Here is a 15094-nt window from a genome sequence, read left to right on the forward strand (position 1 = left end):
AACCGTTTTGGCTATTTTACCGATTGTAACATATCCTGCCCCGATTTTAGAAACCGTTTGCCAGCCGGTCACTGTTTTTGACCGCAAGCTGACGAAAATATTAAACGATATGTACGATACGATGATTGCGGCCGATGGGGTCGGATTAGCCGCCCCACAAGTCGGCATTGACCAACAAATTGCGATTGTTGATATTGGCGACCGCCACAGGCGCATCGAGTTAGTGAATCCCGTCATCGTTGCCCAAAGCGGTGAACAAATTGGGCCAGAAGGATGCTTAAGTTTTCCGGGGTTATTTGGAGAAGTGAAACGTTCTCAATATGTGAAAGTACGCGCGCAAAATCGTCGCGGTCGCCCGTTTGAAATCGAAGCGACAGGCTTTTTAGCTCGTGCGTTACAACATGAAATTGACCATTTACACGGCATATTATTTACGTCAAAAGTGATTCGTTATTATGAAGAAGGGGAGTTCGAACAATGAACATTGTATTTATGGGAACACCTGACTTTGCTGTTCCGATTTTAGAACAGTTGATCAAAGACGGATACAACGTCGTCGGCGTCGTGACACAACCGGACAAACCGAAAGGACGGAAACAACAATTAACCCCACCGCCAGTCAAAGTGACAGCACAATCGTACAACATCCCGGTATTGCAACCGACAAAAATTCGTGAAAAAGATCAATATGAACAAGTGATCGCCTTGCAACCAGATTTGATTGTGACAGCTGCGTTTGGACAAATTTTACCGAAACCGCTTCTTGAAGCGCCAACGTATGGGTGCATTAACGTGCACGCCTCGCTTTTGCCAGAGTTGCGCGGAGGAGCTCCTATTCATTACGCCATTTTGCAAGGAAAAGAAAAAACAGGCATTACAATGATGTACATGGTTGAAAAACTAGATGCAGGCGACATATTAACGCAAGTGGAAGTGCCGATTGATGAACGCGATACAGTCGGGACGTTGCACGACAAACTTAGCGAAGCGGGGGCGAAACTACTTTCTGAAACGCTTCCGAAACTGCTTCGTGGCGACATTACACCGATAAAGCAAGATGATGAACAAGCAACGTTTGCATACAACATTAAACCAGAACAAGAACGAATCGATTGGACAAAAACGGGAGAAGACATTTATAACCATATTCGCGGCATGAATCCGTGGCCTGTCGCCTATACGACGTATGGCGATGAACGTTGGAAAATTTGGTGGGGAGAAAAAGTACGAGCATCTTTCCAAGCGAAGCCAGGCACCATTGTCGCCGTTGAACGCGACGGCATTGTCGTTGCAACCGGCAACGAAACAGCGATCAAAATTACTGAATTGCAGCCAGCAGGAAAGCGGAAAATGAGCGCTACTGACTTTTTACGCGGTGCAACGATTGAAATCGGGACAGTATTAGGAGGAAAGAATGAGTAAAAAAAACGTCCGAAACTTAGCGTTAGATGTGTTAATCGATATCGAAAAAAAACGAGCATATAGCAATTTATCATTACATCATGTGATCGAAACGAACGAATTATCCGCCCAAGACGTTGCGCTTTTAACAGAGATAGTGTACGGCACGATCCAACGACGCGATACGCTTGATTACTATTTACAGCCGTTTGTGAAAGGAAAAATTGAGCCGTGGGTGCGCCTGTTGCTCCGAATGTCGCTTTATCAAATGGTATTTTTAGACCGGATTCCTGATCGCGCGGTGTTATTTGAAGCGGTAGAAATAGCAAAACGTCGCGGTCATCGCGGCATCGCCTCGCTCGTAAATGGGGTATTGCGCTCCATTCAGCGCCAAGGGTTGCGCTCGTTTGATGAAATAAAAGACGACATCGAACGTCTAGCCGTTGCGACAAGCCACCCGCTTTGGCTCGTGCGTCGATGGGTGGCGCAGTTTGGCTTAGAAGAAACAAAACGAATGTGTGAAGCAAACAACTTGCCGCCAGAACAAACGGCACGGGTAAACGCGATGCGTGTAACGGTTGAAGAAGCGATCGCCCGCTTAAAAGAAGAAGGGATTGAAGCTGTTCCTTCTTCTGTCGTGCCGGTTGGGATAAAAATGGTCAAGGGAAATGCAGCGAAAACGAGCGTGTTTCAAGAAGGGCTTGTGACGATTCAAGACGAAAGCTCGATGCTTGTTGCTTACGCTCTTTCTCCAACCGACACAGACGTTGTTTTAGATTGTTGCGCGGCACCAGGTGGAAAGACGACGCATATGGCTGAACGAATGAACAACAAAGGTCGTGTCGTTGCGTTAGATATTCACGATCATAAAGTAAAGCTGATTGAGCAGCAGGCCAAACGCCTAGGCTTGTCGAATATTGAAGCGAAACAACTCGATAGCCGTCAAGCACATACGCAATTTGCTGCTGAAACGTTTGATCGCATATTAGTTGATGCCCCGTGCTCAGGACTTGGCGTCATTCGGCGGAAGCCGGAAATTAAATATGCGAAAAACGAAAACGATATCGCACAACTTGCCGATATTCAACGAAATATTTTGCGGACGGTCGCCCCGCTTGTAAAACGAGGCGGAACGCTCGTATATAGCACATGTACGGTCGATCGGGAAGAAAACGAACAAGTGATTGCGACGTTTTTAGACGAACATCCACAATATGAGCTCGATGAGACGCTTGCTTCGCGCCTGCCATCATCGGTGGCGCCATACGTGCGTCACGGCATGTTGCAACTGCTTCCACATCACGTATATAGCGACGGATTTTTTATCGCAACATTGAAAAAGAAAGGTGAAATGATATGAAACCATCCATTTACTCGCTGCGTTTAGAAGACTTGCAAAGTTGGGTGGAACAGCAAGGGGAAAAGCCGTTTCGCGCCACACAAATTTTTGAATGGTTATATAAAAAACGGGTGACGTCATTTGAAGAGATGACAAATATTCCAAAAGCGTTGCGCGAACAGTTAGATGAACATTTCGTCATTACGACATTAAAAACGCTCGTACAACAAACGTCAAAAGACGGAACGATGAAGTTTTTATTTGAGCTTCATGACGGCTATTCGATTGAAACGGTGCTTATGCGCCATGACTACGGTAATTCGATTTGTGTGACGACACAAGTCGGCTGCCGAATCGGCTGTACGTTTTGTGCTTCGACGTTAGGCGGTTTAAAGCGCAACTTACAAGCAGGTGAAATTGTTGCCCAAGTCGTCAAAGTACAAAAAGCGCTCGATGAAACGAACGAACGAGTAAGCAGCATCGTCGTCATGGGAATTGGGGAACCGTTTGATAACTACGATGAGCTCATCAAATTTTTGAAAATCGTGAACCATCCAAAAGGGCTGCATATTGGCGCGCGTCACATCACCGTATCAACGAGCGGCATCATCCCAAAAATTTATCAATTTGCCGATGAAAATATGCAAATTAACTTCGCGATTTCGCTTCATGCGCCAAATACGGAATTGCGCTCGAAGTTAATGCCGATTAACCGCGCTTATAAATTGCCAGAGCTGATGGAAGCGGTGCGCTACTACATTGAAAAAACAGGGCGGCGCGTGACATTTGAATACGGCTTATTTGGCGGTGTGAACGATCAAATTGAACATGCCGAAGAGCTTGCTGAGCTGATTAAAGGATTAAAATGTCACGTCAATTTAATCCCGGTCAACTATGTGCCTGAACGCAACTACGTGCGCACGCCGCGCGAGCAAATTTTTGCGTTTGAGAAAACGTTGAAAAAACACGGCATTAACGTAACGATTCGCCGTGAACAAGGGCACGATATTGATGCAGCATGCGGTCAACTACGCGCGAAGGAGCGGAAAGAAGAAACGAAAGCGTAACGATGTGGACACACATATCGAAGTAAGGAAGGGATACGTATATGAAGGCGGTATTTCAGACGGATGTCGGGAAAATAAGGTCACATAACGAAGATAACGGTGGCGTTTTTATCAATCAAACAGGCGATTATTTAGCGGTTGTCGCTGATGGGATGGGTGGTCATCTTGCTGGTGATGTGGCAAGTGAAATGACGATGACGCAGTTAAAACAGTTTTGGGAAGAGACGGAAGAAATGACGTCCCCACAGCAAGCGGAGACGTGGTTAAAAGAACATATTATGAAAGTGAACGAATCGCTTTTTCAACACTCTCAAACGAACGATCATTGTCAAGGGATGGGCACGACGATCGTTGCCGCCATTTGTACAAAACAGTTTGCGACGATCGGCCACATCGGTGATAGCCGTTGTTATTTACTAAACGCAAACGGATTTCAACAAATGACAGAAGACCATTCCCTTGTCAATGAATTAGTGAAAAGCGGACAACTATCAAAAGAAGATGCGGAATATCATCCGCGTAAACATGTGCTATTGCGCGCGCTCGGAACAGAGCAAGTAATTGAACTCGATGTAAAAACGGTCGCTGTCGATGAAGGAGATATGTTATTGCTTTGCTCTGACGGCCTTTCGAATAAAGTGCCTGAACAGACGATGGTAGACGTATTAACGTCTGATCGCTCGCTTGAAGAAAAAGCGCAAGCGTTAATTGATGTGGCAAACGAGCACGGTGGGGAAGATAACATTACGTTAGCGATCGTACAATTTTTAGATGTGAGTGAAAGTAGGTGATCGCTCGTGCTCATCGGCAAACGATTAAACGGTCGCTATAAAATATTACAGCTCATTGGCGGCGGCGGAATGGCAAACGTTTACTTAGCTAGGGATATGATTTTAGACCGCGACGTTGCTGTAAAAGTGTTGCGTTTAGATTTTGTAAACGATGAATTATTTATTAAACGGTTTCGACGTGAAGCACAAGCCGCGACAAGTTTAAACCATGAAAATATTGTCACGATTTACGATGTTGGAGAGGACGACGGCATTTACTACATGGTCATGGAATATGTGCGTGGCTGCACGTTAAAACAATACATTCAACAACGTGCCCCGCTTCCTGTTCAAGAAGCGTTGCGCATGATGGATGAATTAACAGGAGCGATTGCTCACGCTCATCAAAACGGAGTCATTCATCGCGACATTAAGCCACAAAACATTTTAGTCGCAGAAGACGGAACGATTAAAATTACAGATTTCGGTATAGCTGTCGCGTTAAGCTCGACAACGATTACGCAAACGAATTCTGTTTTAGGATCTGTTCATTATTTATCGCCTGAACAAGCAAAAGGCGGAATGGCGACAGAAAAATCGGATATTTATTCGCTCGGTATCGTCATGTTTGAGTTGTTAACGGGACAATTGCCGTTTTCTGGTGAATCTGCCGTAGCGATTGTGTTAAAACATTTGCAAACGGAGACGCCGTCTGTGCGACGATGGAACCCGAACATTCCTCAAAGCGTAGAAAATATTGTGTTAAAAGCGACAGCAAAAAATCCGTTGCATCGTTACAATAGCGCATTAGATATGCAAAAACATATTCGCACCGCTCTTTTGCCTGAGCGCATAAACGAACAAAAATTTACGTTGCCGACCGAAGATGACGACGAAGAAACGAAAATTATCCCGATTGTGAAGCCGACCGCTTCTGCACCGTCAGAAAAGAAAGAGGACGTGCCTCCTCCAAAAGAAAAGCGTTCAAAAAAATGGCTCATTTTATGGGCGACATTTCTTTTCTTGCTCGTCGGCGCTGGGGTGAGCGCAGTCACATGGATTCCTGATTTATTTTTCCCAAAAGATGTGACGGTACCTGATGTGACAAACAAAAATTATACAGATGCGGTGACGGAATTAACGTCGTTAGGATTAAAAATCGAAAAAACGGTCGAAGAAGAACATGATGACATCGCAGAAGGATTTGTCATTCGTACGAATCCGCAAGCCGGAAAAGTCGTCAAAGCGGGTACGGCAGTGACGATTTATAAAAGTATAGGGAAGAAAAAAGTGGAGTTTCAAAATTATGTTGGCGAGCCAATCGATGACGTCGAGCGACAATTGCGATCGGCAAACTATTTACTCATCGATAAAAAACAAGTGTATAGTGACGAACCAGCAGGTACGATTATCGAACAATTCCCGCTTCCAGGCGAAAAAGTTGTACCGGAAGAAACAGAAGTGCGTTTTACCGTCAGCCTTGGACCAGAAAAAATTGTTTTAAAAGATTTAACAGGATACACGGAAAAAAGTGTGCGCGATTATGCTTCAGACCAACAACTGTACGTCATCGTCAAACAGCAATATTCAGATACGGTCGAAAAAGGGCTCGTCATTTCTCAAACGCCACAAGCGAACGCAAAATTAGAAAAAGGAGCAACTGTGACGGTCGTCATTTCCCTTGGAAAAGAACCGGTATTAACAAAGAAAGTCATCCAAGAAATTAGCATTCCGTACGAACCGCCTGTTGATGTAAACGAACCAGTCATGGCAGAATTATATATAGAAGACGAAAACTATTCGTTTGCCCAACCGTACAAACGTTATCGTTTAACAAGTGATGTGAAAGAGCGTGTAGAATTTGTCATTCAACAAGGAAAACAAGGGCGTTATCGCGTCGTCGTCAACGGCACGACGGTGCGTGAAGGCATCGTGCCATATCCAACAACACCTTAAAGGAGGGAAGGCATGGCGGAAGGAAAAATTATTAAAGCGTTAAGCGGTTTTTATTACGTGTTAAGCGACGGTCGAGTGTATCAATGTCGTGGTCGCGGGGTGTTTCGCAAGCGGAAAGTGACGCCGCTTGTTGGCGACTACGTTTCCTTTCAAGCGGAAAATGAACGAGAAGGGTATATATTAGACGTATTTGAGCGGAAAAATGAACTTGTTCGCCCGCCGATTGCAAATATCGACCAAGCGATTTTAGTGTTTTCAGCGGTAGAGCCAGATTTTAACCCAGCATTGCTCGATCGATTTCTCGTCTTAATTGAAGCAAAGCACATTCGCCCAATTATTGTTGTGAGTAAAATGGATTTAGTAGACGATGAAACAAAACCACGCATCGAACAATATATTCGCGATTATCGTCAAATCGGATATGATGTGTTAGAAGTGTCGACGAAAACGCGGGCAGGGGTTGAATCATTACTCCCTTACTTCGAAGGAAACGTGTCCGTCTTTGCAGGGCAGTCAGGTGTCGGAAAGTCTTCTTTATTAAATGCGTTACGTCCGGACTTACAGTTAAAAACGGGCGATATTTCCCACCATCTTGGACGAGGAAAACATACGACAAGACATGTTGAATTAATTGAAATCGGAGGCGGTTTCGTCGCAGATACGCCGGGCTTTAGTGCGCTAGAATTTGATGAAATCGAACTCGAACAATTGCCGCTTTGTTTTCCTGAGTTTGTTGCTAGAAGCGGCGGTTGTAAATTCCGCGGTTGTACGCATACAGCGGAGCCGAAATGCGCGGTGAAAGAGGCGTTCGCATCGGGAGACATTCCTTCTTACCGTTATGAACATTACGTGAGCTTTATCGAGGAAATAAAAGAACGAAAGCCGAGGTATTGAACATGATTAAAATTGCGCCATCGATTTTATCTGCAAATTTCGCCAAACTTGGCGAAGAAATTGTAGACGTAGAACGGGGAGGAGCGGATTACATTCATGTCGATGTGATGGACGGTCATTTCGTTCCGAACATTACCATCGGCCCACTAATCGTGGAAGCGATTCGTCCGGTGACGACACTCCCGCTTGACGTTCACTTAATGATTGAACAACCAGATCGTTATATTCCGACGTTTGCGAAAGCGGGGGCAGATTATTTGACGGTGCATGTCGAAGCTTGCCCGCATTTACACCGCACGATTCATTTAATAAAAGAACACGGTGTGAAAGCGGGGGTGGCGCTAAACCCACATACGCCGATAGCGATGATTGAACACATCATAGAAGATATCGACTTAGTTTTATTTATGACGGTCAATCCAGGCTTTGGCGGACAATCGTTTATCCCAGCTGTGCTACCAAAAATTCGTGCGTTTTCGACACTCGTTCGCGAACGAGGACTTTCCGTTGAAATTGAAGTAGACGGTGGCATTCACGCTGAAACCGCAAAGCTTTGTGTACAAGCCGGAGCGAACGTTCTCGTGGCGGGATCAGCCATTTATAATCAAGCTGATCGCGCTCAAGCGATTCGCGCCATTCGTGAGGGTGTGTCATCTTGACACATCCTTCTTTTATAAAGGGGGGACATCCGTTGATTATTCATATTGTTGCAGGTGGTCCGACAAACTTTTTGCCACATTTACAGGCGTATGATGGGGAGGACGTATATTGGGTAGGGGTAGATCGAGGGGTGCTCGCGTTGCTTCATGCCGGCATTATGCCAAAACGGGCGTTCGGAGATTTTGATTCCATCAACGAACAAGAGTTACAACAATTAAAAATGAAATTACCGCATATCGATATATGGCCGGCGGAAAAAGATCAAACCGATACAGACATTGCACTTGAGTGGGCGCTTGAACAACAAGCGACAAAAATTCGTTTGTTTGGAGCGACAGGCGGCCGACTTGATCATTTATTCGGAAACGTTCAGCTTTTGTTTAAAGGAAAAGATGGGCAAATTGAGTTAATTGATCGTCAAAATGTTGTGACGCTATATCGCAACGGGGAGCATATCGTTGAAAAACGAGATGAATACACGTATATTTCATTTATTCCTTTGACTCCAATTCGCGCCTTAACGCTTCGTGGATTTAAGTATCCGCTCGATGCATGCGATGTGCCGCTCGGATCAACATTATGCGTAAGCAACGAACTCATCCATCATTTTGGTACTTTTTCATTCGCTGAAGGCATATTAATGATGATAAGAAGCAAGGATGAAAAATAAACGCTTCGAGGTACGATTTGTGCGGAGATGAATATATTAGTGGAAGAGTGTGCACAGTAGGGGAGGGAATGATCGTGAAATTTTATACGATTAAGTTGCCGAAGTTTTTAGGTGGAATTGTTCGGGCGATGTTGAATTCATTTAAAAAAGGATAAAAGCACCAAATGATTGGTGCTTTTTTCTATTACACACGTTCTACTTTTCCGGATTTTAATGCGCGAGCAGAAACCCAAACGCGCTTTGGTTTTCCGTCAACTAAAATGCGAACTTTTTGAAGGTTTGCTTTCCATGTGCGGCGGCTCGCATTCATTGCATGAGAACGAGCGTTTCCGAAAGACTTTTTCTTACCAGTCACAAAGCATTTTGCCATTTTGTTTCCCTCCTCACTTGCCAAACTACGTGCTCAAAACACTACTATAATTTATCATACATAAAAACGGATTGCAATACTTCTGACATACTCTTTCAAGAAAATAACCTTGACATCTGTTTTCTGTTTCAGGTAAATATACTATGGGGAGAAGCTTTCAAAAATAAGCCGAGTATAGTACAATGGCGTTAGCTACCTAATCAGAAAGGGGACTTGAGCGATGTCCATTGAATTACAAACGAAATACGGTCGTGTTGAAATTAGTAACGATGTCATTGCAGCGATTGCTGGAGGAGCGGCAGTCGATTGTTATGGGATTGTCGGCATGGCATCAAAAAATCAATTAAAAGACGGCATTGCTGAAATTTTACGTCGTGAAAATTTCGCCAAAGGAATTGTTGTCCGTCAAGAGAACGATGAAGTGCACATTGATTTATACGTCATCGTTAGCTACGGTACGAAAATTTCTGAAGTGGCCCATAACGTACAAACGAAAGTGAAGTATACGTTAGATCAAACGTTAGGTTTATCTGTTCAGTCAATCAACATCTATGTTCAAGGGGTTCGTGTGACGAATCCGTAGTGAGGAGGAACAAGTCTGTGGGAGTGACAACATTAGATGGAAAGCGCTTTGCACAAATGATATTGCAAGGCGCGACACATTTAGCGAACAATGCAAAAACAGTAGACGCATTAAACGTCTTTCCTGTGCCAGATGGGGATACAGGGACAAACATGAACTTGTCGATGACGTCTGGTGCGAAAGAAGTGAAAAATCACGTATCTGACCATATTGGAAAAGTGGCGAGCGCATTAGCGAAAGGACTACTAATGGGAGCACGCGGAAACTCAGGCGTTATTTTATCGCAACTATTCCGCGGATTTGCGAAAGCGATTGAACAAAAAAATGAAATTAATAGCAAAGAGTTTGCTGCCGCGCTTGAAGCGGGCGTACAAACGGCATATAAAGCCGTGATGAAGCCCGTTGAAGGAACGATTTTAACCGTCGCCAAAGATGCGGCGAAACGCGCTGTTACTGTTGCGAAAAAAGAAACAGACATTATCGTCGTCATGACGGAAGTATTAAAAGAAGCGAAAGCATCGCTAAAGCGGACGCCAGATTTACTTCCTGTATTAAAAGAAGTAGGTGTTGTGGATAGCGGTGGACAAGGTCTTGTGTTTGTATACGAAGGATTTTTAGCGGCATTAAAAGGGGAAACGATTGCGGAATCGGAAGTGTTGTCGATGGAACAACTCGTCCGTACTGAACATCATCGCAACGTGCAAAGTCATTTGAGCGCAGATGACATTGAGTTTGGATATTGTACAGAATTTATGGTGAAATTTGAGCAAGAAAAAGTAGCGAAACATCCGTTTCAAGAAGAAACGTTTCGCCAAGATTTAAGCCGCTTCGGTGATTCACTTCTTGTCATCGCAGACGATGAATTAGTAAAAGTGCACATTCATGCAGAACAGCCGGGAGAAGTGCTCACATATGCGCAACGTTACGGAAGTTTAATTAACATTAAAATCGAAAACATGCGCGAACAGCATGCGAATATTGTCCATGAAAACATGCCGCAACCGAAAAAGCAAGAACGTCTCCCATACGGCATCGTTACGGTAGCGATGGGGGATGGCATTGCTGAATTGTTTAAAAGCATCGGCGCTCATGCGGTCATTGAAGGTGGACAAACGATGAATCCGAGCACGGAAGACATCGTGAAGGCGATTGAAGAAGTGAATGCCCAAACGGTATTTGTTTTGCCAAATAATAAAAATATTATTTTAGCAGCTCAACAAGCCGCTTCTGTCGCTTCGTGTGATGTTGTCGTCATTCCGTCCAAAACGGTGCCACAAGGAATGACTGCGTTGCTTTCATTTAATCCTTCCGCAACAAAAGAAGAAAACGAACAAGCGATGACAGAGGCGCTTCATCGTGTAAAAACGGGTCAAGTGACGTTTGCTGTTCGCGATACAAATATTGACGGTGTCGAAATTGCGAAAGACGATTATATGGGCATTGCGGACGGGAAAATTGTTGTCTCTCACAAAGAGCTCATGCATGTCATTGAAACGTTACTTTCCCATATCATTAGCGAAGAAGATGAAATCGTCACCATTCTTTCTGGTGAAGATGCGACGGATGAACAAACCGCACATGTCGTTCAATGGATTGAAAAGCAATTCCCGGACGTTGAAGTAGAAACACATCACGGCGGACAACCGTTATATCCGTTTATTTTTGCGATTGAATAAAGCGTATTGTTGTAATTCACATACGATAAAGAAGGGGAACGTTCCCCTTCTTTTTCATGAAGATGACAAGGGGGAGAACAAAGCGTGAAATATCGGAGTGTATTTGACATCATTGGCCCGATTATGATTGGCCCGTCGAGTTCGCATACAGCTGGGGCGGTGCGCATTGGCAAAGTCGCGCGCAACTTATTCGGAAGAAAGCCAGCATGGGCGGACATTTTCTTTTACGGTTCATTCGCTGAGACGTACAAAGGACACGGAACAGATGTCGCCATCGTCGGCGGGTTATTAAACTTTGATACGTTTGATGAACGAATGAAAACATCGTTACACATCGCCAAACAAGAAGGGATCCGCATTACGTTTCATGAAGAAGAAGCGATTCCGCCTCATCCAAATACGGCAAAAATTCGCATCGGCGATGAAAAAGGGGAGCTCGAGCTTGTCGGCATTTCTATTGGCGGTGGAAAAATTGAAATCATCGAGCTGAACGGCTTTGAGCTTAAGCTTTCTGGCCATCACCCTGCACTTTTAATTATGCATAACGATCGTTACGGGGCGATTGCAGGCGTTGCGAACGTATTAGCGAAATACGCCATCAATATCGGCCATATGGAAGTATCGCGGAAAGAAAAAGGAAAACAAGCGCTTATGACAATTGAAGTAGATCAAAATATTGATGATGCGATTGTGGAGCAATTAAAAACGTTGCCACATATTATTGACGTAACAAAAATTGTGGAGTAAAGCGGCGCAAAGGGGAGACAACGATGTTTCGAAATGTAGCAGAACTTGTGGAACGAGCAGAACGCGAACAAATAAAAATTGCAGAAGTGATGATTCGTCAAGAAATGGAAGTGACCGAGCGTAGCCGAGAGGATATTGTGGCGCAAATGGAGAAAAACTTACAAGTGATGGAACAAGCCGTTATGCGCGGATTAGCGGGCGTTCGCTCTCATTCTGGGTTAACAGGTGGCGATGCGACACGCTTACAACAATATATTGCGCGTGGGCAATTTTTATCAGGGGAAACGATTTTAGATGCCGTCAGCAAGGCGATGGCAACGAACGAAGTGAACGCGGCGATGGGGATGATTTGCGCGACACCAACAGCAGGATCAGCTGGTGTCGTCCCAGGCACATTATTTGCGGTGAAAGAAAAACTGCAACCGACGCGCGAACAAATGGTTGAATTTTTATTTACAGCTGGCGCATTCGGGTTTGTAGTCGCAAACAATGCCTCCATTTCTGGTGCGGCAGGCGGTTGCCAAGCAGAAGTTGGATCAGCGGCAGGCATGGCAGCAGCAGCGCTCGTCGAGATGGCTGGTGGCACGCCGAGACAAGCGGCGGAGGCGATGGCTATCGCTTTAAAAAATATGCTCGGACTCGTCTGTGATCCGGTCGCAGGTTTAGTTGAGGTACCGTGTGTAAAACGAAACGCGATCGGAGCGGCCAATGCGATGATTGCTGCCGATATGGCGCTTGCTGGCATACAAAGCCGCATTCCGTGCGATGAGGTCATTGAAGCGATGTTTCGCATCGGTCAAACAATGCCGATTGCATTAAAAGAAACAGCACAAGGAGGGTTAGCGGCCACGCCGACTGCGCGCAAATTAGAAGCGCGCATTTTCGGTAAGCCGAATGAGAAACGTGAGTGACGTATTACCACAACCAGTCACAGCGATTAAAGGAATTGGAGAAGAAACAGCCATAGCGCTTCATGACATGGGAATTGATACGATTGAACAACTGTTGTATCACTTCCCTTTTCGTTATGAAGATTATCGCATATGTGCATTAGAAGAAGCAAAGCATGATGAAAAAATAACGATTGTCGGCAAAGTGTACAGCGAGCCTACCGTTACGTATTATCAACGCAAAAAGTCGCGATTAACGTTTCGTGTGCTTGTGGATCGTTTTTTAGTGACGGCTATTTGCTTTAACCAACCTTATTTAAAAAAGAAACTAGCTTTGCACGAAACGGTGACGATGACAGGAAAGTGGGATAAACATCGTCAAACAATTACGGTGCAACAGCTTCATATCGGTGAAATAAAACAAAAAAAGGAAATTGAACCGGTCTATTCGACGCGAGGAGACTTAACGGTGAAAGGGATGCGCCGTTTTATAGCGCTCGCGTTACAACAATACGGCGATGCGATTGTCGACCCGTTGCCTTGCGAATTGTTGCAAACATATCGGCTCGTATCGAAACGTGACGCGATACGAGCGATTCATATGCCGCTTTCGCATGAGCAGCTGAAACAAGCGCGACGGCGGCTCGTTTATGAAGAATTTTTACTTTTTCAATTAAAAATGCAAGCGTTAAAAAAATATCGCCGTGAACAGTCACCGGGCATTGCACATCGCTTTTCAGATGAACAGCTTCAAACGTTTATTCAGTCGCTTCCATTTCCGCTCACGAACGCACAACAGCGGGTTGTCCGTGAAATTGTTCAAGATTTAAAGTCGCCATATCGGATGAATCGGCTATTACAAGGTGATGTCGGGTCAGGAAAAACCGTCGTTGCGGCTATTGTATTGTATGCAGTATATGTTTCCGGATATCAAGGGGCATTAATGGTGCCGACCGAAATTTTAGCCGAACAGCACGCCGAATCGCTCCGTGCGCTCCTTGAACCGATGGGCATTCGCGTCGAGCTATTGACGAGTTCTGTGAAAGGAAAAAGGCGAAAACAGTTACTTGAACAATTGGCAGCGGGAGACGTTCATGTTGTTGTTGGGACACATGCGCTCATTCAAGATGACGTCAATTTTGCTCAGCTTGGAGTAGTCATTACAGACGAGCAACATCGTTTCGGTGTCGAACAACGGCGCATTTTACGTGAAAAAGGGCAATCGCCCGATGTGTTGTTTATGACGGCAACACCGATTCCGCGCACTCTTGCGATTACTGCGTTTGGAGAAATGGACGTTTCCGTCATTGATGAGATGCCGAAAGGAAGAAAAAAAATCGAAACGTATTGGGTCAAGCACGACATGCTTGAGCGCGTCTTTCAGTTTATCGCCAAACAAGTTGAGGCAGGACATCAAGCATACGTGATTTGTCCGCTCATTGAAGAGTCGGAAAAGCTTGATGTTCAAAACGCAATCGACGTTCATGCGATGTTAACGCACTATTATAAAGGGCGGTATCGCATCGGATTGATGCACGGCCGTTTATCTTCAGAAGAAAAAGAAGAAGTGATGCGTGCATTTAGTGTAAATGATATTCATATTTTAGTATCTACAACTGTTGTGGAAGTTGGGGTAAACGTCCCGAACGCGACGGTCATGGTCATTTACGATGCTGATCGATTCGGCCTTGCCCAGCTCCATCAGTTGCGCGGGCGAGTGGGGCGCGGACAAGCTCAATCGTATTGTATTTTAGTTGCCGATCCAAAGTCGGAAACGGGAAAAGAGCGCATGCGCATTATGACGGAAACGAACGACGGATTTGTGTTGTCTGAAAAAGATTTAGAACTGCGCGGGCCGGGCGACTTTTTTGGCACGAAACAAAGCGGCATGCCTGAGTTTCGTCTCGGCGATCTCGTCCACGACTATCGCATTTTAGAAGTGGCACGACAAGATGCAGCCCGCCTCATCGATTCCCCTGCCTTTTGGCGGGAAGAAAAATACGCTCTTCTTCGTGAACATTTACAGCAATCAGGCATTTTAAGCGGTGAAAAATTAGATTAAAAGTGGTTG

Annotated in this window: 16 protein-coding genes; 15 read left to right on the plus strand and 1 reads right to left on the minus strand. The window is 45.0% G+C overall.

Going from position 1 to position 15094, the window contains the following annotated elements; genetic code table 11:
* Window positions 1–7 precede the first annotated feature (7 nt).
* From def to spoVM, 10 genes are all read left to right on the plus strand, one after another.
* Window positions 8–481 carry a peptide deformylase gene (gene def / locus JV16_RS00860; RefSeq protein ID WP_021094257.1) on the plus strand — a complete coding sequence of 158 codons (474 nt, stop codon included), beginning with the start codon at window positions 8–10 and terminating at the stop codon, window positions 479–481.
* Window positions 478–1422, plus strand: a complete 945-nt coding sequence (gene fmt / locus JV16_RS00865) for a methionyl-tRNA formyltransferase (RefSeq protein WP_021094256.1) — start codon at window positions 478–480, stop codon at window positions 1420–1422. The genes def and fmt overlap by 4 nt, the downstream gene beginning before the upstream one ends.
* On the plus strand, window positions 1415–2761 hold the full coding sequence (gene rsmB / locus JV16_RS00870; protein WP_021094255.1) for a 16S rRNA (cytosine(967)-C(5))-methyltransferase RsmB: 1347 nt from the start codon (window positions 1415–1417) through the stop codon (window positions 2759–2761). Before fmt ends, rsmB begins: the two co-directional genes overlap by 8 nt.
* Complete coding sequence (gene rlmN, locus JV16_RS00875) at window positions 2758–3807, plus strand: dual-specificity RNA methyltransferase RlmN (protein ID WP_021094254.1); 1050 nt, start codon at window positions 2758–2760, stop codon at window positions 3805–3807. Before rsmB ends, rlmN begins: the two co-directional genes overlap by 4 nt.
* Before the next feature lie 41 nt (window positions 3808–3848).
* Complete coding sequence (locus tag JV16_RS00880) at window positions 3849–4598, plus strand: Stp1/IreP family PP2C-type Ser/Thr phosphatase (protein ID WP_042533826.1); 750 nt, start codon at window positions 3849–3851, stop codon at window positions 4596–4598.
* 6 nt (window positions 4599–4604) lie between these two features.
* The gene (gene pknB / locus JV16_RS00885; RefSeq protein WP_042533828.1) at window positions 4605–6533 is read left to right on the plus strand and encodes a Stk1 family PASTA domain-containing Ser/Thr kinase; all 1929 of its coding nucleotides are present in this window, start codon (window positions 4605–4607) and stop codon (window positions 6531–6533) included.
* Window positions 6534–6545: 12 nt separating this feature from the next.
* Window positions 6546–7427, plus strand: coding sequence for a ribosome small subunit-dependent GTPase A (gene rsgA / locus JV16_RS00890; protein WP_021094251.1), 882 nt, complete (start codon window positions 6546–6548; stop codon window positions 7425–7427).
* A 2-nt stretch (window positions 7428–7429) separates the two neighbouring features.
* Window positions 7430–8086, plus strand: coding sequence for a ribulose-phosphate 3-epimerase (gene rpe, locus JV16_RS00895; RefSeq protein WP_042533830.1), 657 nt, complete (start codon window positions 7430–7432; stop codon window positions 8084–8086).
* A gap of 32 nt (window positions 8087–8118) precedes the next feature.
* On the plus strand, window positions 8119–8757 hold the full coding sequence (locus tag JV16_RS00900) for a thiamine diphosphokinase (protein ID WP_021094249.1): 639 nt from the start codon (window positions 8119–8121) through the stop codon (window positions 8755–8757).
* 74 nt (window positions 8758–8831) lie between these two features.
* Entirely contained in the window at window positions 8832–8912 is an 81-nt protein-coding gene (gene spoVM, locus JV16_RS00905) for a stage V sporulation protein SpoVM (protein WP_003394991.1), read from the plus strand.
* A gap of 29 nt (window positions 8913–8941) precedes the next feature.
* Here the strand turns inward: spoVM and rpmB are convergent, their stop codons facing one another.
* Entirely contained in the window at window positions 8942–9127 is a 186-nt protein-coding gene (gene rpmB, locus JV16_RS00910) for a 50S ribosomal protein L28 (protein WP_003394988.1), read from the minus strand.
* 220 nt (window positions 9128–9347) lie between these two features.
* Between rpmB and JV16_RS00915 the strand changes: the two genes are divergently transcribed.
* The 5 genes from JV16_RS00915 to recG all read left to right on the plus strand — a co-directional run bounded on the left by JV16_RS00915 (window position 9348) and on the right by recG (window position 15085).
* Entirely contained in the window at window positions 9348–9710 is a 363-nt protein-coding gene (locus JV16_RS00915) for an Asp23/Gls24 family envelope stress response protein (RefSeq protein ID WP_006323120.1), read from the plus strand.
* A 17-nt stretch (window positions 9711–9727) separates the two neighbouring features.
* The gene (locus JV16_RS00920) at window positions 9728–11386 is read left to right on the plus strand and encodes a DAK2 domain-containing protein (RefSeq protein WP_042533834.1); all 1659 of its coding nucleotides are present in this window, start codon (window positions 9728–9730) and stop codon (window positions 11384–11386) included.
* A gap of 84 nt (window positions 11387–11470) precedes the next feature.
* Window positions 11471–12133, plus strand: a complete 663-nt coding sequence (gene sdaAB, locus JV16_RS00925) for an L-serine ammonia-lyase, iron-sulfur-dependent subunit beta (protein WP_042533836.1) — start codon at window positions 11471–11473, stop codon at window positions 12131–12133.
* Between the two features lie 23 nt (window positions 12134–12156).
* Entirely contained in the window at window positions 12157–13044 is an 888-nt protein-coding gene (gene sdaAA, locus JV16_RS00930) for an L-serine ammonia-lyase, iron-sulfur-dependent, subunit alpha (protein WP_042533838.1), read from the plus strand.
* Window positions 13028–15085 (plus strand): ATP-dependent DNA helicase RecG, encoded by a 2058-nt coding sequence (gene recG, locus JV16_RS00935; RefSeq protein WP_216367376.1) that lies wholly within the window; start codon window positions 13028–13030, stop codon window positions 15083–15085. Before sdaAA ends, recG begins: the two co-directional genes overlap by 17 nt.
* Window positions 15086–15094 lie beyond the last annotated feature (9 nt).

This window comes from Anoxybacillus ayderensis (assembly GCF_000833605.1).
GTDB lineage: Bacteria > Bacillota > Bacilli > Bacillales > Anoxybacillaceae > Anoxybacillus > Anoxybacillus ayderensis.

Bases quoted from the DNA above. Each gene is read 5' to 3' on its own strand.
- rsgA (WP_021094251.1), top strand. From the start codon at position 6,546: ATGGCGGAAGGAAAAATTATTAAAGCGTTAAGCGGTTTTTATTACGTG.
- fmt (WP_021094256.1), top strand. From the start codon at position 478: ATGAACATTGTATTTATGGGAACACCTGACTTTGCTGTTCCGATTTTA.
- JV16_RS00880 (WP_042533826.1), top strand. From the start codon at position 3,849: ATGAAGGCGGTATTTCAGACGGATGTCGGGAAAATAAGGTCACATAAC.
- rpmB (WP_003394988.1), bottom strand. From the start codon at position 9,127: ATGGCAAAATGCTTTGTGACTGGTAAGAAAAAGTCTTTCGGAAACGCT.
- JV16_RS00915 (WP_006323120.1), top strand. From the start codon at position 9,348: ATGTCCATTGAATTACAAACGAAATACGGTCGTGTTGAAATTAGTAAC.
- recG (WP_216367376.1), top strand. From the start codon at position 13,028: ATGAGAAACGTGAGTGACGTATTACCACAACCAGTCACAGCGATTAAA.
- rsmB (WP_021094255.1), top strand. From the start codon at position 1,415: ATGAGTAAAAAAAACGTCCGAAACTTAGCGTTAGATGTGTTAATCGAT.
- rlmN (WP_021094254.1), top strand. From the start codon at position 2,758: ATGAAACCATCCATTTACTCGCTGCGTTTAGAAGACTTGCAAAGTTGG.
- sdaAA (WP_042533838.1), top strand. From the start codon at position 12,157: ATGTTTCGAAATGTAGCAGAACTTGTGGAACGAGCAGAACGCGAACAA.
- rpe (WP_042533830.1), top strand. From the start codon at position 7,430: ATGATTAAAATTGCGCCATCGATTTTATCTGCAAATTTCGCCAAACTT.